General features: G+C 37.1%; 19 protein-coding genes. 6 read left to right on the top strand and 13 right to left on the bottom strand.

All coding sequences use genetic code 11. From position 1 onward, the window contains the following. Positions 1-316: 316 nt before the first annotated feature. From ACLJX0_RS00815 to ACLJX0_RS00790, 6 genes are all read right to left on the bottom strand, one after another. Positions 317-1351: an LLM class flavin-dependent oxidoreductase gene (locus ACLJX0_RS00815; RefSeq protein WP_410877727.1), complete on the bottom strand. Its 1035-nt coding sequence runs from the start codon at positions 1349-1351 to the stop codon at positions 317-319. Positions 1352-1494: 143 nt separating this feature from the next. Then, complete coding sequence (gene lgt / locus ACLJX0_RS00810; protein ID WP_410877726.1) at positions 1495-2424, bottom strand: prolipoprotein diacylglyceryl transferase; 930 nt, start codon at positions 2422-2424, stop codon at positions 1495-1497. Between the two features lie 121 nt (positions 2425-2545). Continuing rightward, positions 2546-3610 (bottom strand): hypothetical protein, encoded by a 1065-nt coding sequence (locus ACLJX0_RS00805; RefSeq protein ID WP_410877724.1) that lies wholly within the window; start codon positions 3608-3610, stop codon positions 2546-2548. A 125-nt stretch (positions 3611-3735) separates the two neighbouring features. Then, positions 3736-4020 (bottom strand): GNAT family N-acetyltransferase, encoded by a 285-nt coding sequence (locus ACLJX0_RS00800; RefSeq protein ID WP_410877723.1) that lies wholly within the window; start codon positions 4018-4020, stop codon positions 3736-3738. A gap of 4 nt (positions 4021-4024) precedes the next feature. Beyond that, positions 4025-4426, bottom strand: a complete 402-nt coding sequence (locus ACLJX0_RS00795) for an OsmC family protein (RefSeq protein WP_410877722.1) — start codon at positions 4424-4426, stop codon at positions 4025-4027. A gap of 4 nt (positions 4427-4430) precedes the next feature. Then, on the bottom strand, positions 4431-5360 hold the full coding sequence (locus tag ACLJX0_RS00790; RefSeq protein WP_410877720.1) for a pirin family protein: 930 nt from the start codon (positions 5358-5360) through the stop codon (positions 4431-4433). Between the two features lie 568 nt (positions 5361-5928). On the opposite strand from ACLJX0_RS00790, the gene recG reads away from it, so the two are divergent. The 5 genes from recG (at position 5929) to ACLJX0_RS00765 (ending at position 12745) form a co-directional block, all read left to right on the top strand. After that, positions 5929-8031 carry an ATP-dependent DNA helicase RecG gene (recG, locus tag ACLJX0_RS00785; RefSeq protein WP_410877718.1) on the top strand — a complete coding sequence of 701 codons (2103 nt, stop codon included), beginning with the start codon at positions 5929-5931 and terminating at the stop codon, positions 8029-8031. Positions 8032-8139: 108 nt separating this feature from the next. Then, positions 8140-8397 (top strand): hypothetical protein, encoded by a 258-nt coding sequence (locus ACLJX0_RS00780; RefSeq protein ID WP_410877717.1) that lies wholly within the window; start codon positions 8140-8142, stop codon positions 8395-8397. Positions 8398-8533: 136 nt separating this feature from the next. After that, the gene (locus tag ACLJX0_RS00775) at positions 8534-9013 is read left to right on the top strand and encodes an ecotin (protein ID WP_410877716.1); all 480 of its coding nucleotides are present in this window, start codon (positions 8534-8536) and stop codon (positions 9011-9013) included. Between the two features lie 291 nt (positions 9014-9304). Next, positions 9305-10660: a sensor histidine kinase gene (locus ACLJX0_RS00770; protein WP_410877714.1), complete on the top strand. Its 1356-nt coding sequence runs from the start codon at positions 9305-9307 to the stop codon at positions 10658-10660. Between the two features lie 60 nt (positions 10661-10720). Further along, on the top strand, positions 10721-12745 hold the full coding sequence (locus tag ACLJX0_RS00765; protein ID WP_410877712.1) for a sensor histidine kinase: 2025 nt from the start codon (positions 10721-10723) through the stop codon (positions 12743-12745). Positions 12746-12752: 7 nt separating this feature from the next. On the opposite strand, the gene ACLJX0_RS00760 is transcribed toward ACLJX0_RS00765, so the two are convergent. The 3 genes from ACLJX0_RS00760 to ACLJX0_RS00750 all read right to left on the bottom strand — a co-directional run bounded on the left by ACLJX0_RS00760 (position 12753) and on the right by ACLJX0_RS00750 (position 14552). Beyond that, entirely contained in the window at positions 12753-13397 is a 645-nt protein-coding gene (locus ACLJX0_RS00760) for a metallophosphoesterase (protein ID WP_410877711.1), read from the bottom strand. A gap of 20 nt (positions 13398-13417) precedes the next feature. After that, positions 13418-13909 (bottom strand): 3'-5' exonuclease, encoded by a 492-nt coding sequence (locus ACLJX0_RS00755; RefSeq protein WP_410877710.1) that lies wholly within the window; start codon positions 13907-13909, stop codon positions 13418-13420. 226 nt (positions 13910-14135) lie between these two features. Continuing rightward, the gene (locus ACLJX0_RS00750) at positions 14136-14552 is read right to left on the bottom strand and encodes a CBS domain-containing protein (RefSeq protein ID WP_410877708.1); all 417 of its coding nucleotides are present in this window, start codon (positions 14550-14552) and stop codon (positions 14136-14138) included. Positions 14553-14726: 174 nt separating this feature from the next. Here ACLJX0_RS00750 and ACLJX0_RS00745 point away from each other — a divergent pair, with 174 nt between their 5' ends. Then, positions 14727-14960 (top strand): VF530 family DNA-binding protein, encoded by a 234-nt coding sequence (locus ACLJX0_RS00745; protein ID WP_410877706.1) that lies wholly within the window; start codon positions 14727-14729, stop codon positions 14958-14960. A gap of 12 nt (positions 14961-14972) precedes the next feature. Here the strand turns inward: ACLJX0_RS00745 and ACLJX0_RS00740 are convergent, their stop codons facing one another. The 4 genes from ACLJX0_RS00740 to ACLJX0_RS00725 all read right to left on the bottom strand — a co-directional run bounded on the left by ACLJX0_RS00740 (position 14973) and on the right by ACLJX0_RS00725 (position 19262). Next, on the bottom strand, positions 14973-16721 hold the full coding sequence (locus tag ACLJX0_RS00740; protein WP_410877901.1) for an NERD domain-containing protein: 1749 nt from the start codon (positions 16719-16721) through the stop codon (positions 14973-14975). Between the two features lie 268 nt (positions 16722-16989). Beyond that, positions 16990-18162 carry a calcium:proton antiporter gene (locus tag ACLJX0_RS00735; protein WP_410877704.1) on the bottom strand — a complete coding sequence of 391 codons (1173 nt, stop codon included), beginning with the start codon at positions 18160-18162 and terminating at the stop codon, positions 16990-16992. Positions 18163-18270: 108 nt separating this feature from the next. After that, positions 18271-18849: a hypothetical protein gene (locus ACLJX0_RS00730; protein WP_410877702.1), complete on the bottom strand. Its 579-nt coding sequence runs from the start codon at positions 18847-18849 to the stop codon at positions 18271-18273. A gap of 38 nt (positions 18850-18887) precedes the next feature. After that, positions 18888-19262 (bottom strand): hypothetical protein, encoded by a 375-nt coding sequence (locus ACLJX0_RS00725; RefSeq protein ID WP_410877700.1) that lies wholly within the window; start codon positions 19260-19262, stop codon positions 18888-18890. Positions 19263-19485: the final 223 nt, after the last annotated feature.

Here is a 19485-nt window from a genome sequence, read left to right as displayed (position 1 = left end):
CGCTACAAGCGCTCTTTTGTTTTTTATCCTGTTCACGGTTGACCGTTTACAGTTTACAGCTTCTGCCTCTGCTGTTGTCTTCGTTTCTAGAAAATAGCGCATCACTTCAGCGTCCTGAAACAGGCGAATAAAGTCAGTTTCATCTGTCTGTTTATACTGTCGGAGTAGTAAGCGTTCTGTTTCGATATATATATATCATACTTCTATGTGTTTAAAATGGAAAAAGAGGTTGGATTACAACCTCTTCGAACCAAATAATCTATAAAAAACAAATTTAACTATTTACGCTAGTATTTTTCTTCTTCTGAGTCTCTTTTTACTGTTTCAGTGCTTTTTTTACCGCTGGGGCTACTTTTGTACCCAACAATTCAATGGATTTCATCATCGTTTGATGATCCGGTGCCCCTAAATCCATGTGCATCAACCAACGGGTTAATCCAAACATTTCTTGGTGATACAGAATTTTATCAATCACTTGATTGGCATCTCCAATGAACAAGGCTCCCTCTCTGCTTCTTCCTCCTTCATATTGCTCATAGGTATAGGGTTGCCACCCTCTAGAAGCTCCAATGCGATCCATCTGATCCTTATAGAGCTCAAAGTAGGCTTTGGATAATTGACTGCCGTCTGCTCCTAGTAAACCATGGGAATGGGTAGCTATTTGCATGGCTTTTGGATCATGTCCTGCTGCCAAGTACTCTTTTTTATAATAATCAAAGAAGGGTTGGTATTGCTCTGGCATGCCTCCAATAATGGCAAACACCAAAGGTAAACCCAGTTTTGCCGCTCGTAAGACCGACTCAGGCGTACCTCCTGCAGCAATCCATACATCCAAGGGTCTCTCGGCTCTGGGAAATACCTGCTGTGCTTGTAAGGATGCTCTGTGCTTTCCTGTCCAAGTCAACGGTTCTTCACTGGCATTGATATTCAATAACAGATTTAATTTCTCGGTAAACAATTCATTGTAGTCCTCTAAATTATACCCAAACAGCGGAAAAGACTCAATAAAACTACCGCGTCCTACGGTAATCTCCGCTCTTCCTTTGGACAGTAAATCAATGGTAGAAAACGATTGATAGACGCGAACGGAATCATTCGAGCTCAAAACGGTTACTGCACTGGTCAATTTGATGTTTTTCGTTACACTCGCAGCAGCTGCCAAAATAATATCTGGTGATGAAACGGCATAATCTGGGCGATGGTGTTCTCCTATTCCAAATACATCCAATCCTACCTCATCCATCAATTTAATTTCTTCTATTAATTCGCCTAAACGTTGTTGTGGAGCTTGATAGGTATTCGTTTGTTTATCCAAACGCAAATCTCCAAACATACTGATTCCTATTTCCATAACTTCTTCTTTTTTAGTACAATATAAAAGTACAACTTCCCCTTCAATATCTCCCTTAATCTACATTAAGTTCAGTAAACAAAAAAACCTTTTAACGAAAGGGTTAAAAGGTTTAATTTGTATAGGTATTAGGAACTTGATTGTTATTCCACCGTTCCTTGATTGTTATCCGTTTCAGTCTCCTCTGCAGTTCCTCCTTCATTTTCTACGGTTTGTGATTGCATTCTTTTAGGATCTACAATATGCAAATTCGAGGTATCTTTGGGTTTACGCAAGCTCCAGACTACGAGAATTAATCCGAACACCATAAAAGGGATACTTAAGATTTGTCCCATATTTAGTACCATCTGATTTTCGAAAGCCACTTGATTTTCCTTGAAATATTCTAAAATAAAACGAGCGGTAAACATAAAAATTAAGAAAAGTCCAAACAGCAATCCCTTATATCCGCTGTACTTATTTTGATATAAGACATACAAAATAATCGTAACGGTTAAATAAGCAAAGGCTTCATAGAGTTGAGTGGGATGTCTTGGAATCGCATCATCTCTCAGAAAGATAATCCCAAATATGGAAGTTGTAGGTTTGCCGTAGATTTCAGAGTTCATAAAATTCCCAAAGCGAATAAAAGCTCCCGTGATAGGAATGGCAATGACCAATCGATCTAAGAGTTGCAACAAATTGGTTTTGTATCTTTTGCAAAACAGAGCTAAACTCAAGAGCACACCAATAGCTCCTCCATGACTCGCCAAGCCCATAAACCCAACAAAGTGATAACTGCCCTCTACTTTGGCAATAGGCAATACAATTTCTAAAGGGTGTTGGGAATAATAATCAAAATCATAAAATAAACAGTGTCCCAATCGGGCTCCTACAACCGTTCCAACCACAATATAAATCAGGAGTTTATCCAAATAATGAATGGCGATCTGCTCTCGATTGAAAATTCGCTTCATGAATTGATAGCTCAAAATCATTCCAATTGCAAATAATACCCCATAATAGCGAACCGCAAAATCCCCTATTCTAAAAATCTCTGGATCTACGTTCCACGTAGCTAAACTTATACTCATCTGTTTGTATTTGTCTTTTTTAACTCAAGTTTCCAAAAGTAGGGGAATTGACAGAAAAAACAGAAAAGTTAACGGTTTTTTGTGAAGCGTAAACCGTTTACCGTTAACCATAAACTAAATACTAAACCTCATGTTGTAAGACATACACCTGTTGATACTTTTCTTTACGGGATTTACGAGGATGGAACACAATTCCGATTTTATTTGCTGTGATTGGGCTAATGGAAGAAACAGCCAAATCATTGGTATCTAGATTTAGAACCTCTTGAGATAGCAAGTTTTTGTACCCACTTTTATTTTTGTTGTAAACTAACTCTACCAAGCTATCGTTGCGTACCACCAACCAACCATTGCCGTGTTCTGTAGTAAATTGCACCGCACTGGTTTCCTCATCAAGATGTTGAGGATGCCAAGTTCCGAAGAACTCATCGCCTAGATTGTAAAGTTCAGCATAGAGACAATTGCCGTCTTCATCGATTTCGACTAAACCAATTTCTCCATTTTCTTCGCACAGTAGGTACGATTTTTTATCAAAAGACAGGCTTAATGCTTCGTGTACAAAAGGAAAATCAAAATCCAATACACGACTGCGAATTTCTTGTCCGCTTTCGTTAATTTGGCGGTGTAACCAACCGGATTCTATTTCTGTAATTAAATGAATTTCATGATGTGCTACACATACTTTGTTCCCTTTTGGAAATGGAATCGTAATTTGTTTGCATCCGACCATGGCGTATTCATTAAAGGATAAACACGTCATCACGTCTTGTTTGCTTTCTTTCCAGATATCTACTTCATAGAAAATAGTGGATGCTTTCGTACAACCGACAAAACGTCCAGCTAAATCCTTATCAAAGCTAAACTGCTCTACGGTATTGCGTTTAAAAACAGGTAGGATTTGTTGTGACTCGCTTTCGTCTTTATCTCCAACAACAGCCACATAGTTAGCGGCTAGTGGATTTAGAAACAACGTTGGTAAAATACCTTCTGACTCTACAATTTCTCGTTTATTTCCTTCCTCGTCAATCAACGTGTATACCAATTCAAAAGCCGTTGGATCCTCTGCTTCTGTATATACGTAATTTGCTACTAATAGTCCTTTTTTAGCCCAACAACTTCCCATTGCTTGAATAGCAAAAGGCACTTCTAATGTTGAGAGTAATCCGAATGATGTTTGTTCCTTCATAGCGCAAAGATATTAGCAGTTAAACGTTAGTACAAAGGTAAAAAAACTTAGCAGACAAAGGAATTCTCTATCTCCTTTTTTGTCCACTAAGTCTTTTCTAACAATTATTACGACTACTTTTTTCGTTATGCACGTAGATCTGCCAGTTCTGGATGCCTGTCAAACATCGCTTTCGCAAATGGACACAAGGGCATTACTTTGACTTTTTTCTCTCTTGCAAACGGAATAACTCCCTCCTGCAACAGCTTTCCACCTACTCCTTGCCCTTTGAATGCTTCATCGACATGGGTAGCATCAACAATAATCATCGATGTTCCTGCAACGCTATAAGTCATTTCTCCTGCTTTTTTTCCGTCAATCCATGCAGTAAAAGTACCTTTCGTTGGGGTTTGTTCGTGTTTTATCTCCATCAGTTTAGTTATTTAGGGTTGTTTCAATAGTTACATTACCTGTAATAATACGGTGTACGGGGCACTTTTCTGAGATGGTCAATAGACGCTTCTTTTGATCTTCATCTAAATGACCTCCTATGAACTGTATTTCACGCTTAAAAACTCCCACTTTATTAGTCTTATCGTCCTCCATCTCTACGTGTACGATGATTTCATCTACCTCCCATTTCTTCATGTTTAAATACATGCGCAAGGTAGCTGCTGTACAGGTGGCTAACGAAGAAGCTAATAATTCAAACGGATTCAAGCCCGTATCTCCACCACCTAAATCAGTCGGTTCATCGCTGATGATTGTATTATTTCCAGCTCTTACTTCAGTTCGGTATAGGATATGACCTAAGGTGGCTGTTACTTTTACTTCCATAATTTTATTTTGATGAATCGGTTGTTTTATTTCTAAAATTCTTCATTCCTTCTGGAAAAGGAACATAACTGGTATCATCCCCTTTAATCAGCGGAAAAGCTTCGTAATTTTGATCAATCCAGTCTTGTTTGGCTTTTTCGAGACGGTCTACATCATGTGAAACAAAGTTCCAAAGAATGTATCGCTCTTCTGGTAAGGGGTCACCACCAAAGATATAGACCGTTGTATTGGGTGCCATTTCAAACTCACACAAGGTACTGTCGTTGGCAATTAAAATGTTTTTATTGCCATAGCTATGTTCACCGCTTTTCACTTCTCCTTCAAGAATATAAAGAGCTGATTCTCCAAATAGACCTTCGCCAATAGTAATCTTTGCTGCGTCTTTGGATTTTATTTCAATATAGTATAAAGGACTGTGTACGGGAACTGGAGATTCATGTCCTAAGGCTTTTCCTGCAATTAACTTATAGTCTACGCCGTTTTCTTGCCAACTAGGCAAATCTTTAGCTTCAATATGCACAAACGAAGATTCAATTTCCTCTAATTCTTTGGGGAGTGCAATCCAGATTTGCAAACCGTGCATCACCATATCGGGTCTCTCTTGGCGTACATTAACAGGCATGCGTTCGGAGTGTACTACCCCGCGTCCTGCAGTCATCCAATTCACCGCTCCTGGAGTAATCTCTACATGACTTCCCAAGCTATCTCGGTGCATAATAGACCCTTCAAAGAGGTAGGTTAACGTGGATAAACCAATATGAGGATGGGGGTCAACATCTAAATTATCGTGATCTTTGACTGCTACTGGTCCCATGTGATCAATAAAGGCAAAAGGCCCCACTGTTCTCTTTTGGCGAAAGGGCAGTAATCGGCCCACTAAAAAATTACCAATACTCGCCGCACGTTCTTCAATAACTAAATCTACATTTGACATAATCGATCTGATTTTATACGTTTATTTTTATTTAAAGGTAAAAATACAGCTGTTTTTTCACCTCCTCGCTTAACCTACGTTAAGTATCCTTCTAAAATACGCCAAATAACCGAAATAGACCAATGTAGCTTGTTAACTTCTTGTGAACAAGCCAACAGAACAACTGCGCTCTTTATACTTTGTTCTTAGGTTTAATTTATATGTAAACTCTATATTCAGCAAATGGTTATTTATCTTCATTTTAGGCACATTCACGCGGTATAACGACGACTTATAACTTACTCCTACATAGTTGAATAGGCTTCTACCCCAACGCTGAGATAATTTTTATTGCTATAGAAGTAAACCGAATACTCTTTCTGATTCAAACTAGTTGTGCAAGAGGTTAATTTCCATACAAATCTCAAGAAAACCCAGTATTTTATTCTTTTGTTAAATCTACCTAAATAAAAATATAAATAAAAGAGAAAAAGCACGAAAGAAATTGCTATAGATTCTCTTCAAAACTCCTTTATCTTTTTGTTTAAAACCTGTATCTTAGAGGTTTTAATTTGACTTCTACTCGAGCATGTATAATAATTTACTTGACACCCCTATTGAATACTTGAAAGGCGTTGGTCCTCAACGCGGTGATTTACTCAAGAAAGAATTAGGCATTTTTAAGTACAGTGATTTACTACATCTATATCCCAACCGATATATCGATCGCACGCGTTATTACAAGATTAATGAACTAAGCACCACGCTGGCAGAAGTTCAACTCGTGGGTAAAATTATACACCTCAAAACAGTAGAGCAAAAACGAGGCAAGCGATTAGTAGCTACTTTTACCGATGGTACGGGACAGTTAGAATTGGTTTGGTTTCAGGGATTCAAATGGATTAAAGAAAACCTCAAACTCAATACGCCTTATGTTATTTTTGGCAAGCTCAATCACTTTAACTATCTATATTCCATGCCTCATCCGGAGATGGAAACTGTTGAGGAACACCAAAACAATATAGCCTCTACCATGCAAGCGGTCTATCCATCTACGGAAAAACTGGGTGCGAGAATCTCCAATAAGGCAATGAATAAACTGATGCAGCAATTGGTTCAAGAAACACATTTGCTGTTTAACGATTCCCTACCGGAAGAGTTTCGTACTAAATTGGGACTAATGCCGATGAAGCAAGCGATGATTATGATTCATTTTCCTAAGAACCCAGAGGAACTGAACAAAGCGCAGTTTCGATTGAAATTTGAGGAATTGTTTTATATTCAAATGCAGCTATTAATCAAAAATATTGCGCGAAAAGGCAAGATTCAAGGATTTCCTTTTACGCAAGTGGGCGAGTATTTCAATACGTTTTACAACCATCACCTCCCTTTTCCATTAACGAATGCACAGAAAAGAGTGATCAAGGAAATCCGCAATGACGTAGGGGCTCCTGCTCAAATGAATCGTCTTTTACAAGGGGATGTGGGATCTGGAAAAACCATTGTAGCTTTTATCAGCACACTATTTGCCTTAGACAATGGATTTCAGGCATGTATTGTAGCTCCTACCGAAATTTTAGCTACACAACACTTTATTGGCATTACTGAATTAGCGGCTCCTTTAGGGATTCAAGTCAAGTTGCTCACAGGTTCTACGAAAACAGCAGAACGCAAGGTGATTCACCATGATTTGGAAGCGGGTAGCTTGCATATTCTCATTGGTACCCATGCGATATTTGAAGATAAAGTTATTTTTAAAAACCTAGGCTTGGCTATTATTGATGAGCAACACCGATTTGGTGTAGAACAGCGTTCGAAGCTTTGGAAGAAAAACACCATCCCTCCGCATATTCTCGTGATGACGGCTACGCCTATTCCGCGTACTTTAGCCATGAGTTTGTATGGCGACTTGGATATTTCGGTCATTGATGAGCTCCCTCCGGGGCGTAAAGCTATTCAAACCATGCATTATTTTGAAGGTAAGCGCTTGGCTGTTTGGCATTTTATCAAACAGGAAATTGCGAAGGGAAGACAGGTGTATATTGTATATCCATTAATTGAAGAAAGTGAAACCTTAGACTATAAAAACCTCATGGAAGGGTATGAAGGAATTTCGAGGGATTTTCCTCTTCCTCAATACAGTGTTAGCATTGTCCATGGGCAAATGACACCTGCTGAGAAAGACAAAGAAATGGATCGCTTTGCCAAAGGAGAAACTAATATTATGGTGGCCACTACAGTAATTGAGGTTGGAGTAAACGTACCCAATGCTTCGGTGATGATTATTGAAAGTGCAGAGCGCTTTGGTTTATCTCAATTGCATCAGCTAAGAGGGCGTGTTGGCCGTGGTGCAGAACAGAGTTTCTGTATCCTGATGACAGGTGATAAGTTGAGTAATGACAGCAAAATACGCATGGAAACTATGTGTCGAACGAACGATGGTTTTGAAATCTCCGAAGTTGATTTAAAACTCCGCGGACCGGGTAATATCATGGGTACTCAACAAAGTGGAACACTTCCACTAAAAATTGCTGATATTGTACAAGATCAAGAAATCCTACACTATGCTAGACATCAAGCCATTCAACTCCTCAAAGAGGATCCTACCTTGGAACAACCTGAACATGCTAAAATAAAAGAGAAACTGACGCGCTTGAATCAAAGTACGAGTATTTGGAATTATATTAGTTAGCTTTTTTTGGGGCTTTTGGCTTTTGTACTGTTCACAATACTCTATTTCAAGGTTAATACAACTGTTCCTGCAGTAATCAATCCAGCACCACTTGTTGTTTTTTATGTAATGGTTTCATTACTATATGAATATGGATTAATCGTCCTGATTTTCTTTTTATCAACAGTATTCACCCAAAAATTCTTAGCCAAAAAACTGTGGTCTCCTTTTTATCATACCTTGAATCGACTGGAACACTACAATCTTGAAAAAGGCTATGTAGTTATTTTTGAACCTACACAAACATTGGAATTCAATCGACTAAACAACAACCTACAACATTGGATTGCTAACAACCACATGGTCTTGAGTATCCAATGCAATTAAATACTGTCCATCTCTTCTTCATTCAAATTGAAAGAAAACAAAGGAGTATGAAACCCTAATTTTTTATTAAAATCACAGTCATCCCCTATTTAATTAGTAACTTTATCGAACTAATTCTTAATAACAAAAATTTAGTATGAAAAAAGTAATCGGATTATTCCTTGTTTTTTTAAGTTTAACTACTGGGGCCATGGCACAAAAAGTAGATGTTTCTATTTTTCCAAAACCGGAAAAAGGGTACAAACAAATGGTTATTGAAGTACCTCATTCTAAACAAGATGAAAATAAAAAAATTGAATTCCGCGTAGGAAAAATGATGGAAGTGGACGGCTGCAACAACTATGGGTTGATGGGAACTTTAGAGAAAAAGGATTTACAAGGTTGGGGGTATGACTACTATGTGTTCACTAGCAAAGGAGATGCTTTTTCCACTTTGATGGGTTGTCCTGATTTACCAAAGCGAAATCTGTTTGTGTCTTCTCAACCAGAGATTACCCGTTACAACGGTAGAATGCCAATCGTTATTTATGTTCCTGAAGAATATGAAGTAAAATTCAAAATCTTTGTTGCCGATTCAGATGAGTATGAAGCACAAGAAGTGCGCATTAAAAAGTAAATTTGCTTTAGGTTAGAATTGCATATCAGACACCTAATGTTAACCATAGAAAGCCACAGTACGTTTTACTGTGGCTTTTTTATTGTTTATTTCCTATATAGTACAACAAAACAATTGAAAATTACAGGGCGTACTTCCTTTCTTTATTCTAAATAATAAAATACCTTTATGGACACAATTCGATCACTTTGTATTTCAAGAGATTGTCAAGAGCAGGAGGAGGTGTAGAACACCTTCGCATGCTGGGAATCAAAAGAGGCAGATCAAGATTGCTTATAAAAACTAGTTGTAATGAAAATTCGCACCCGCTTATCTCTTCAGTTCTTAGGTTTATTTGCCATCCTCCTTTCTATTGTACTTGTTGCTATTTACTTTGTAGTGGCCAGTCATTGGCAGAAAAACTTCTTTAAGCAACTGGAAGATCGCGCCTATATTGTGGGGCACAATTACTTAGCGGAAGACAACTTTACCTATGCTGAATTTCAGGAAGTATTGCGCAAATTTCCTCGTACGTTACCCAAAGAACAAATTCGCATTTATACCTTGGATTTTAATCCAATCTTCATTGCAGAACAAGAACTTCGATGGGATAAAAACATTCTACAAGCCGTAATTGACGACAACAAAGTATGGTTTAAACAAGGGGATGATTATGTTTTTGGCGTATTGTATAAGGACAATTCTGGCGATTATATTGTAATGGCTAAAGCCGTGGATCAAAATGGTTTAGACGCCTTAAAGCAGCTCCGCTCTATCATGTTAATCAGCTTACTGATTGCCTTACTCATCACGTTTATGCTTGCTCGTCTCTTTGCAGAATCATTTCTACAGCCCATTAAAAAAATTATTCACCACGTTCAATCTAGAAATGTAGATACTTTGGCTGAACCTATTTCTACTACTGAAATGTCTAAAGATGAAATCCGAACCTTGAGTGAAGCCATCAATACTCTATTTGAACGCCTGCACGAATCCTTTGAAAACCAAAAAGCTTTTGTTGCGCATGCTTCTCATGAACTCAAAACACCTATTGCAGCAGTTCTAGGAACCGCCGAAATCACCCTAAGCCAAGAGCGACCAGCTGAAGCCTATCGAGAAGCATTAGAATCGATTATTCAACATACACTATATACTGATCAAATCCTCAATAACCTACTAACATTAGCCAAATTAGATCAAGACAATCAGCAATTAGCGCCGATTCACTTTGAAACGTTATGGTGGAATACGCTGGATCATCTCCTGCTCCACCACAAAGATTTGAAAATCAATCTCGTTTTTAATACCACAGAAGAATTTCATCAATTACACATTAATGGGAATGCTCAATTGATTCGTCTAGCACTTTCTAATATTATTTTGAATGCAGATAAGTTTTCCTTTAACCAAAAAATTGATGTTACCCTCGATACAACCTCTACGGATATTTTGATTCAGGTAAAAGACCAAGGAATTGGTATTAAAGCAGAAGATATCGAAAAACTAACCCTTCCTTTTTATCGTTCTACCAATGCATTTAGTATTCAAGGAACGGGATTGGGCTTGTCTTTAGCTTTTAAAATCATTTCCATTCACCAAGGACAGCTCAAGATTGAATCCGAGTTAGGTCAGTACACCTTGGTTCAGATTCAATTGCCTAAAGGATAACTAATCTCCTAATACACCTCTATCTTCAAAAAAACAACAGTCCCATAAACCACTTATTTTATGTTTAATACGTCTTCTTTATTCTATCGCTATTGTGTCTTTTTTTTATTTTTTGTACTGATTAGCAGCTGTCAACACGAGCCAACGACTTATCAAACAGATATTGATAATTTGTATGCAATTAAACGAACGCAAGCACAGAAAGAAGAGATCATCAAAAAATATGAAACAGATGTAACCAAGATTCTCGAATTACCGAATACCCTAGCGCACGCCTCCTATATTGATAGCGTATTGGATCAATTGCGATGGACGAGTGATGCTACTGCCTTTTTCGATTTGTATCGAATAGCTGAACGCGATGCAAAAAAATCCAAGGATTATATACGTCTTGCTCGTTTATATGAAGATGTTGCTGTTTTTTATCAAGATAATCAACAACTAGACAGTGTCTATTCCTATTATCTAAAAGCAGAATCCTTATATGCTGAAAGTAAGGATAGCTTAGCCCTAGCGGAAAATATTTATTATCAAGCGCGTTTATTGTATAACGTAGGATTTGACAATGAGTCGGAAACCAAATTGTATGAATCTTTGCGGATATTAAAGAACTCACCCCATAGTTCCATTTACATTGAATCGAATCAACTACAATCATTTTTTCTAGTAAATTCTCAGAAGCATGAAGAAGCCTTAGACCTATTGTTTGAGACCTATGCGACACTCAAAGAAGACGAAGGAAAGCATAGCATTATCCCTAAAGAAGTCTATCACATGGCCGTATCCAATCTCTTGGGTAATATAGCGATGTCTTATTTAGAGCTAAAACAATACGACAAAGCCGAAAACTACCTTTTAGCTGCCTTAGAACATTACAACCAAGGAGAAAATCCTATTCAACTCTACGCCTTAATTAATGCTCATTACTACCTCACGTTATATCATCAAGGGAAAAAAACCGATATCCTACCTAACCTCATCGAGTCGTATAACATTTTAACAGCGTTGAGTCACCCCATTTACACCATTGATATATGTAACCTTATTGCAACTAATTTACTAGACTTACAACAGCCAAAGGCTGCCTTGGAATGGTTGTACACAGGCTATCACTTGGCTGATCAAAACAATCTTCTCAAACAGAAAAAAGATATTATCGAAAGAATACTCACCTCCTTTCCATCTGAACAAACATCTGAACGTATACGCGAACTCATCGATTTATCTTACGCCATTGAACAAGGAGAAAAAGAAACCAAAGAAAGTTTCGCTAAAATTGAGTATAAAACCTTGATGGTAGCAAAAGAAAATGAAGCACTGAAACAAAAAGTTTATACCATTTCTTTAATCGCCCTAGTAGCTGTTGGGGGATTACTTATTTTATTGCTTTTCATTCGCTTGAAAAGCAAAAATAAAGAACTTGAACATATTAATAGTCAAAAATCTAAAAATGAACAGATTCTAAATTTATTAGTAGAGAATAATACGATTGAAAACAGCACGATATTAAAGGAGCGCAATCGCATTGCTAAAGACTTACACGATGGTGTAATTAATAGTATTTTCACCTTGCGTTTTAATACCCAACTTTTGGAGATTCCCAATGAAACACTGAAGGGAATGCTAGTCGATGAACTGATTCATCTTGAAAATAAAGTACGTGACATTTCCCATTCCTTTGCACAAAAAAATATCTTTCAAAATAAATCGTTTGAAAAATTACTCATTGAACTCGTTGGAAAACAATCCAACAAAGACAAAACAGCATTTTCTATTGACTTTGAACCCAATCTATGTTTAGAACATTTAACTACTGTTCAAAAGGTAAATATTTATCAAATCATTCAAGAAGCCTTTCAAAATGTGAATAAACACGCCAATGCGAGTTTATGTAAACTAAAAATCAGTATTGAGGAACACAGTATTATGTTTCGTGTACAGGATAATGGGAAGGGAATTAAACGCACTTCCCATCGTGGAATTGGTTTAGTCAATATGAAAGAAAGGGCACAATTGATTGAAGCAGAATTACGCATTTTATCTACTCCACAAAAGGGAACTGAAGTCTCGATACAGATTAACTAGTTGATTGTTATTGATCTAGAGGATCGGTGGGAACTGACAAGGGAGTTCCCATCTGTGATTTATTTGCTATTTTAATTCCCGTTAAACCATACCCATAAAAGGCACCCGTATCAATATTCCAAGCATTTGATTCGGGGGTATATTGGGCGGAGAAGGCAAGTAAGGGTGTATGTCCATGAACTTGTAATTTACCAATATTCTGCAAGGGTTTTCTATTCCACAATACGCTATCCTCGTGCTCTTCAAGAAAAGGATTAGCTGTTGCTGTAATACCTGCATGAGTAACCGAAAAATAGGGCGTTTCAAAATATAAAGGCAAGGCTTGCAACCAGGACACATACTCTTGTATCAACAGCTTCTCTTGCTCAAAGTTCAACAAGGTCAAATCTCCACCTTGGTCAGTCCAATTGTTATTACTCCCCTCTAGAACGTACTGGATGAGTTCGGCCTCGTGGTTTCCTTTCAATACGACAACTTGATTATCTCCATCACTGAGGGCTTTACACAACTGCAATACTTTTGCACTGTGTTTTCCGCGATCTATAAGATCCCCAACGAAAATTAAAACTTCATTCGCTCTATCCCAATGACCCAATAGTTGACAAAGCGTATAGTAACAACCATGGATGTCTCCAACAATAAAATAGTTCATGCTGTTCCTTTTATTTTACTTTAAAACACCTGTAAAGCAATATGAGCGCAGGCCTCTGCATCCGCTAAGGCGTGGTGGTGATTCGCTAGTTGATAGCCCAAATACGCAGACACCGTATCTAGCTTGTGATTGGGTAAATTTGGAAATATACTTTTCGATTTTCGAAACGTACAATAGAAAGGATTTTGATGAATCGGAAGGTTATACGTTGCTAATACCGCCTTTAAACAACTTTGATCAAAAGCACTATTATGCGCTACTAACGGTAAATCTTGGATACGCGTTACTAAATATTTCCATATTTCGGGGAATTCCACTGCTTGAGCGGTATCTCGTTCAGTGAGCCCATGTACCTTCGTATTCCAATAGCTATAAAAGTTGGGAACAGGTCTAATTAACTCATAGTATTTATCTACAATCTGTCTGTTTTCAACAAAGACCAATCCAATACTACATACACTACTTCTATGCTGGTTGGCCGTTTCAAAGTCTAAAGCTACAAAGGAATCCATACTATCTAATCTTCGTTTAGTTGCAAATGTAGTGTTTTTTGTTGTTTGTGCTTCGTTGTTTGGCTTTTGTTGTTTGGCTTTTGATAAAATTACTCTATAAGCCTAGTCCTCTAACAATAGAAGAAACAAAGCCTAAATAACAAATAGCGGATAGCAAATAACAAAGCACAAAAAAATGCCTTCTACTCCAAGAATAGAAGGCAAAAAAGCAAATCTCCTCACTCTCTTAGTACTGAGCGATTAAATAATTAATGAGGTCTGTTGTTGTTACAATGCCCACTAAGGCTTTGTTTTTGTCCACCACAGGTAAGGAGTGGAACTGTTGTTCTACTAATAATTCGGCTACTTCTCGTATAGTTACATCCTCGTCTACGACAACAGGGTCAACCGTCATAATATCCTCCAATTTATAAGCATCGTAGATGGCGTTAATGGCTTCTACATCCATATTGGCGGTACTATATCCAATTTTTAAGATATCATTACTCGATATAATCCCTACTAACCTGTCTCCTTCTACCACGGGAATATGTCTAATATTATAATCAGTAAATAATTGATTGACTTCACTAATCTTTTTGGTTGTAGGTACTGCAATCAATACCTTTGCCATAATTTGCGAAATGGGTACTCTTTGTTTCATACTATTGTTCTTTATCTAGTATAAAGTTCCCTTTTTTAAATTACTAAAAAGATGATAGTTAACAGGTTTTTTGTTCTATTTTTTTCGTATCTTATAATGTTATTATGCTCTTTTAGAAAAAGCTCATCTTTTAAGGCCAGAATAATATCTTATCTTTGTCAAAAAACAAGTACAATGGATGTTTCAAAAGACCCTTTACACGGAAAAAAACTCGCGGATATTTTGGCAGAATTAGTGGATTACTACCAAGGATTTGAAGACTTAGGTAAACAGATTAACATTCGTTGTTTTACCCATGATCCCAGTATCAATTCTTCCCTAAAGTTTTTGCGAAAAACCCCTTGGGCTCGGGAAAAAACAGAAAGTTTGTATTTGTATATGCTTCGTCAAAAAGCAAAGGGTAAATAGTGTGTGGTCAAATTAATCTTCCTCTCTTTCTTGATACGTATGTAATTGCCAAATATTTAAATTATCAATGGCTCTCGTACAGCCTACATACCACTCAAAAGGAGTAAACTGATCGGGTTTATCAACAATTAAAATCACATTTTTTCGCTCCAACCCCTTGAATTTCAGCGCTGTTGTATATTGTAACTTGGTAGGTTCTAAGGTTAAATTGACGGGAGTTAGTTCCTCCATCTCCAAGGTAGCAATTAAATCAGCTACGTTATTTCGACGTTGCCAAACCTTACTTTGCACCAATACGATAACATCTTTCGCCTCCAAAGAAGAATGCGGATCATTAATATTATCAATAACGGTTTTTATAGCCTGTTTTAACTCCTCTACCTCCTCAAAAGAACGCAGTTCAATTTCGTCGTATTCTGTTTGATGATTGGTTACTTCTTCCCACTCTTCTGGAAATTGCTCAATGTGTTCTGCAATAAGGCGAATTTGTGATTTTTGTGCACTTCGCCTAATTTTATGTAGTTTGAAATGGGTGAAATAGTCTTTTAAAAAGTAGGCATATTCCGTCACATCTCGCCCAAAGAGGGAGAAACTTTGGTCCAAATCATACAGCAACATCACGTTTCCTTGGGTTAATCCTTGCCCATCCCCACAGAGTTTATCGATTAACAAAGCTATATTACGATCAAATAAATCTTGTGTATCATCAACAATCATATAATCATACTCTGGCAACTGATTTTGCTCTTCCAAATACGCTAAGGTTTCTTCTACAAGTTTTGCACAAGCCAAAGGTTTTAAATAGAAAATTTCCTTCTCCTTGGCATCAGGATGGTATTTAGCGATAAATTGCTTAAACGTCATACATTCCATGCGCACATCTCGCTCTTCAAATTGCTGTTTATTGTAGGCACACAGCAAAGAGTTCCAACAAAGGTAAATCCCCATGCGCTCCACTTGCATCTCCGCATATGCCATTGCCATCGTAGTTTTTCCTGTACCTGGTGATCCTTCAATCATCAAACGAGGATTCTCTGATAGCGAATACAAATAGTCTAAATTTCGTTCTTTAAGCCATTGAAAGGAGTTTCGAGACGCAAAAACATTAGTATCTTGTACTTTCGGGCTAAAAGTATTCACTATATAGTTTAAATCATTGGTCTTTAAACTTCTAAACGTAATTGGGTGTACACTTTGTAATTTCTTTCGGGTATAGCTATAAATGTGCATAAGAAACTTCTCTATGTTGTGATACTCATTTTTTCGGGTATAATCACTGTAGATTAGATTCTTGTCATAAATGGTGTTTTCGATGGCTATTTTTGTAGTAGGAAACGCAACAGCTTCACAAAACTGCACCTGTTTAAAGTTGGGAAATACTTTATTCATCAAAGTATATTTATAGCCTTTAACCTGTTCGAAGGGATTTTGAGGTAACCATTTCTTTCGATTGCCATCCTTAAAACAGAAACGCCCTTGATCAATAGAGACATTTCCCCCTTTTACTTCTAAGACAATGATACCGAAGCGCGAAACGATGATAAAATCGAGTTCTGCATCAGCCTTAGCCCGTTGTATGCGTGTATTATCATGAAAAGGAAGGCGTAAACTGTACCACACATACCAATCGTGTTCACTTTTACTCAGTGATTCCACTAAGTCTCCATAAATCAGAAACTCCCCATAGGGTACTTTATTTCCGTTGATAATGAGTTGTTCGAGTTCGTCGAGAGGGTACTCGGGGTAAATCTTTAAAGCCATGCCTTTTTCTCCTTTAAGGTAGAGAACTAATGTACCCCTTTTTTTTGGGATAATCACATCATCAACTGGAGAAAAAGACAAGACAATACCACTAAAAAAGCCAGTAGCTTGACAACATAGGCAAACTACTGGCAAAGAATTAAATTGTTTACCTTCACGAAGAGTCATCTAGTTTGTGCTATCAATCATTGAAGTCAGAAAAAATGCAAGAAATTTCTTTTACCCTGATGCAATCAGTTTCATATTTTATCCGTTACTATGTTTTATATTAAGGATTAAAAATTAACAACATAAACACTACAAAGAGCACCAAATGCATCATTCCCATAATAGGCGTGGTTCGTTTACCAATAAAAGTCATCAAGCTCAATAGCAAAGTAATAATAAAAAGAATCGTTTCTGTGGCTGTCATACCAAATAGTACCGTTTTACCAGTGATTAACCCAACGATTAATACAGCGGGAATCGTCAATCCTACTGTAGAAACAAATGCCCCATGACACAAGTTAATGGCCCGTTGAAATTCGTTGTTTACAGCCGCTTTTATGGCTGTCATAGATTCGGGTGTAAATACGATAATCGCAATCAACACCCCACCTAATAAAGAAGGTAGATTTGCAGCTTTGATTCCGTAATCCACCACGGCAGCCATGTTGTGAGAAAGTAAGACAATAGGTAAAATCATCCCTAATAAAATAAGGGTACGCACACCTATTTCTTTTTTATCAATTGGGGTTGCTTCTGCTGTTGCTGGTTGTTCCTCAGCCGTCTGACGTTGGGTAAAAAGAATGCCCATACTTCCTTCCTTGGGTTGTTGATAGAGGTGTTTATAGCTCTTCATTTGCAACAAGAGGAAAAATCCATACAGTACAATCACCAATCCCGACAAAACTACCGCTTGGGTTGTAGTAAACGCTCCTCCTCCTGCTCCTTGTATAAAATTGGGTAATAGCAGTCCAATTCCCCCTAAGAGGATAATCATCGCCATATAAGATAAGGTTCCTTGCGCATTGTATTCCTGCTCGCCAAACTTGAGTCCGCCCAATAAAATACACAACCCCATAACCAAGTTCATGATAATCATCATCACAGAGAAGATAGAGTCTTTCCCGATGGTAGGATTTTCCCCTGGACCGAGTAGAACAGCGGCAATCAAGATCACCTCAATCGATACAATCGACAGGGTTAAAATCAACGTTCCATAAGGTTCGCCTAATTTATGAGCGAGCGCATCAGCTTCTTTGACTACACCAAAGGCTGCGCCAATAATCGTAAAGAGTAAAACTAAAAAGGTTCCCAAGGCGATTGTCCCTGTAAGTGTCTCACCGAACAGTTTTTGTCCAAAAACTAGAAATAAAACCACAATCAACCAAACAGCAACTAGTCGTAGTCTGGTTTTTGTTGGGAAAATTTCGGATAAATGTACCGTTTTCGCTCTCATTTTTTTTTAATTTTTTACGTTTAATTAACGAGACAAAAGTACAGTACGGGAATGGTATTACATTTATCCTATGATAAATAATGGAGCGTTGACCGTTTACGGTTTACCCTACCTCCAGTCATTCCACAATTCATTTTGAACGAGTAATACATTTCTTTTGCGCATTTTTACTAGATAATTAAAACTATGTGGAGGAACTCCTAAAAAATTATAATCTAAATACTTGAAATACAACCCCTTTTCTTCCTCACTCCTTATATCTTGTACACCCAATAATAAATCGATTCTAGCGTATAAAACTGTATGTTTATCCACAACCTCTTCTATAGTGCGCATAAGCTCATTACTCTTTTTTACAAATAATTTTCCTTCTGTATTTATCTCATCAGCGGTATAAAACAAGTTCTCTTGTTTAAGTCTACTCAGTGAATCAAGTCGTTCCAAATACAAATAATACGCTTGTATTTCTCGATCTAGTTGATTCCAATTGGAAGGGGTTTCTAAATTCCAGTTCACCTTCTTCACTTGCAAACTCTTTTTTAAAAAACCACAATCTTTTTCTATCTCTTTACCGTATATATGATACATATAATCGAGTTGTAGATCATACGTTGGCTCTTTTTTTTGACAAGAGGTGATCAATAACACAACAACAACGAGATAACTAATAGCACAAAACCTAAACATCTTATTTTTTTTTACTCTTTCACTTTTATCATTTATGACTAATAAACCTGTAATCCAACCACATTGATTCCCTGATAGATACGAGGTTTAGATTGAAACATCCTTTTCTTTGAACCCCTATTTTCCCAAAGTATATCTTTATCAATGCGAATAAACCTAAATTGAGAAAAATTCTGCATGATGTTTTCTCTCACTGGCGTAACAACAAAAGAATACACCTTTCCTCTTTTCATTTTGATTTTCTCTCGGTACTTAGGATCAACTAAACTATTTTCGTTTCTTTTATAGGAAACCACATACAAAATTTCCTTTTGTTCATTTTCGGCTTGAATTAAATAATAGGTTGATTTTGGAATGGTATTTAAAACTTTTAAATTTAAAAACTCACAAGCAATATAATCTGATATTTCCAAGAAATCAGGCTTATTTTTATAACTCACACAGCTACTAAAGAGCGAAGATACTATCCCAAAACATAGAAAAATCACTTTTTTCATTACAATCAAAAATAAGTCACAATATACCATTAATTTAACAACATTATTAGTCTCACTTTAACAAGTATCTATTTTTTCAATTTACAATTTCATCTTATCTAAAGCGTTTCTTTTTTTTCTACATTAGATTCCCTTATTC

Origin of the sequence: Myroides sp. DW712 (assembly GCF_046557355.1) — a bacterium.
Lineage (GTDB): Bacteria > Bacteroidota > Bacteroidia > Flavobacteriales > Flavobacteriaceae > Flavobacterium.
This window is presented reverse-complemented; position numbering and strand designations above follow the sequence as displayed.

What these genes read in the sequence shown, in the direction of transcription:
- ACLJX0_RS00770 (WP_410877714.1), top strand. Translation starts at nt 9,305, where the DNA reads ATGAAAATTCGCACCCGCTTATCTCTTCAGTTCTTAGGTTTATTTGCC.
- ACLJX0_RS00795 (WP_410877722.1), bottom strand. Translation starts at nt 4,426, where the DNA reads ATGGAAGTAAAAGTAACAGCCACCTTAGGTCATATCCTATACCGAACT.
- ACLJX0_RS00765 (WP_410877712.1), top strand. Translation starts at nt 10,721, where the DNA reads ATGTTTAATACGTCTTCTTTATTCTATCGCTATTGTGTCTTTTTTTTA.
- ACLJX0_RS00730 (WP_410877702.1), bottom strand. Translation starts at nt 18,849, where the DNA reads ATGTTTAGGTTTTGTGCTATTAGTTATCTCGTTGTTGTTGTGTTATTG.
- ACLJX0_RS00735 (WP_410877704.1), bottom strand. Translation starts at nt 18,162, where the DNA reads ATGAGAGCGAAAACGGTACATTTATCCGAAATTTTCCCAACAAAAACC.
- ACLJX0_RS00805 (WP_410877724.1), bottom strand. Translation starts at nt 3,610, where the DNA reads ATGAAGGAACAAACATCATTCGGATTACTCTCAACATTAGAAGTGCCT.
- ACLJX0_RS00745 (WP_410877706.1), top strand. Translation starts at nt 14,727, where the DNA reads ATGGATGTTTCAAAAGACCCTTTACACGGAAAAAAACTCGCGGATATT.
- ACLJX0_RS00760 (WP_410877711.1), bottom strand. Translation starts at nt 13,397, where the DNA reads ATGAACTATTTTATTGTTGGAGACATCCATGGTTGTTACTATACGCTT.
- lgt (WP_410877726.1), bottom strand. Translation starts at nt 2,424, where the DNA reads ATGAGTATAAGTTTAGCTACGTGGAACGTAGATCCAGAGATTTTTAGA.
- ACLJX0_RS00790 (WP_410877720.1), bottom strand. Translation starts at nt 5,360, where the DNA reads ATGTCAAATGTAGATTTAGTTATTGAAGAACGTGCGGCGAGTATTGGT.
- ACLJX0_RS00755 (WP_410877710.1), bottom strand. Translation starts at nt 13,909, where the DNA reads ATGGATTCCTTTGTAGCTTTAGACTTTGAAACGGCCAACCAGCATAGA.
- ACLJX0_RS00815 (WP_410877727.1), bottom strand. Translation starts at nt 1,351, where the DNA reads ATGGAAATAGGAATCAGTATGTTTGGAGATTTGCGTTTGGATAAACAA.
- ACLJX0_RS00775 (WP_410877716.1), top strand. Translation starts at nt 8,534, where the DNA reads ATGAAAAAAGTAATCGGATTATTCCTTGTTTTTTTAAGTTTAACTACT.
- ACLJX0_RS00800 (WP_410877723.1), bottom strand. Translation starts at nt 4,020, where the DNA reads ATGGAGATAAAACACGAACAAACCCCAACGAAAGGTACTTTTACTGCA.
- ACLJX0_RS00740 (WP_410877901.1), bottom strand. Translation starts at nt 16,721, where the DNA reads ATGGCTTTAAAGATTTACCCCGAGTACCCTCTCGACGAACTCGAACAA.
- ACLJX0_RS00750 (WP_410877708.1), bottom strand. Translation starts at nt 14,552, where the DNA reads ATGAAACAAAGAGTACCCATTTCGCAAATTATGGCAAAGGTATTGATT.
- recG (WP_410877718.1), top strand. Translation starts at nt 5,929, where the DNA reads ATGTATAATAATTTACTTGACACCCCTATTGAATACTTGAAAGGCGTT.
- ACLJX0_RS00780 (WP_410877717.1), top strand. Translation starts at nt 8,140, where the DNA reads ATGGTTTCATTACTATATGAATATGGATTAATCGTCCTGATTTTCTTT.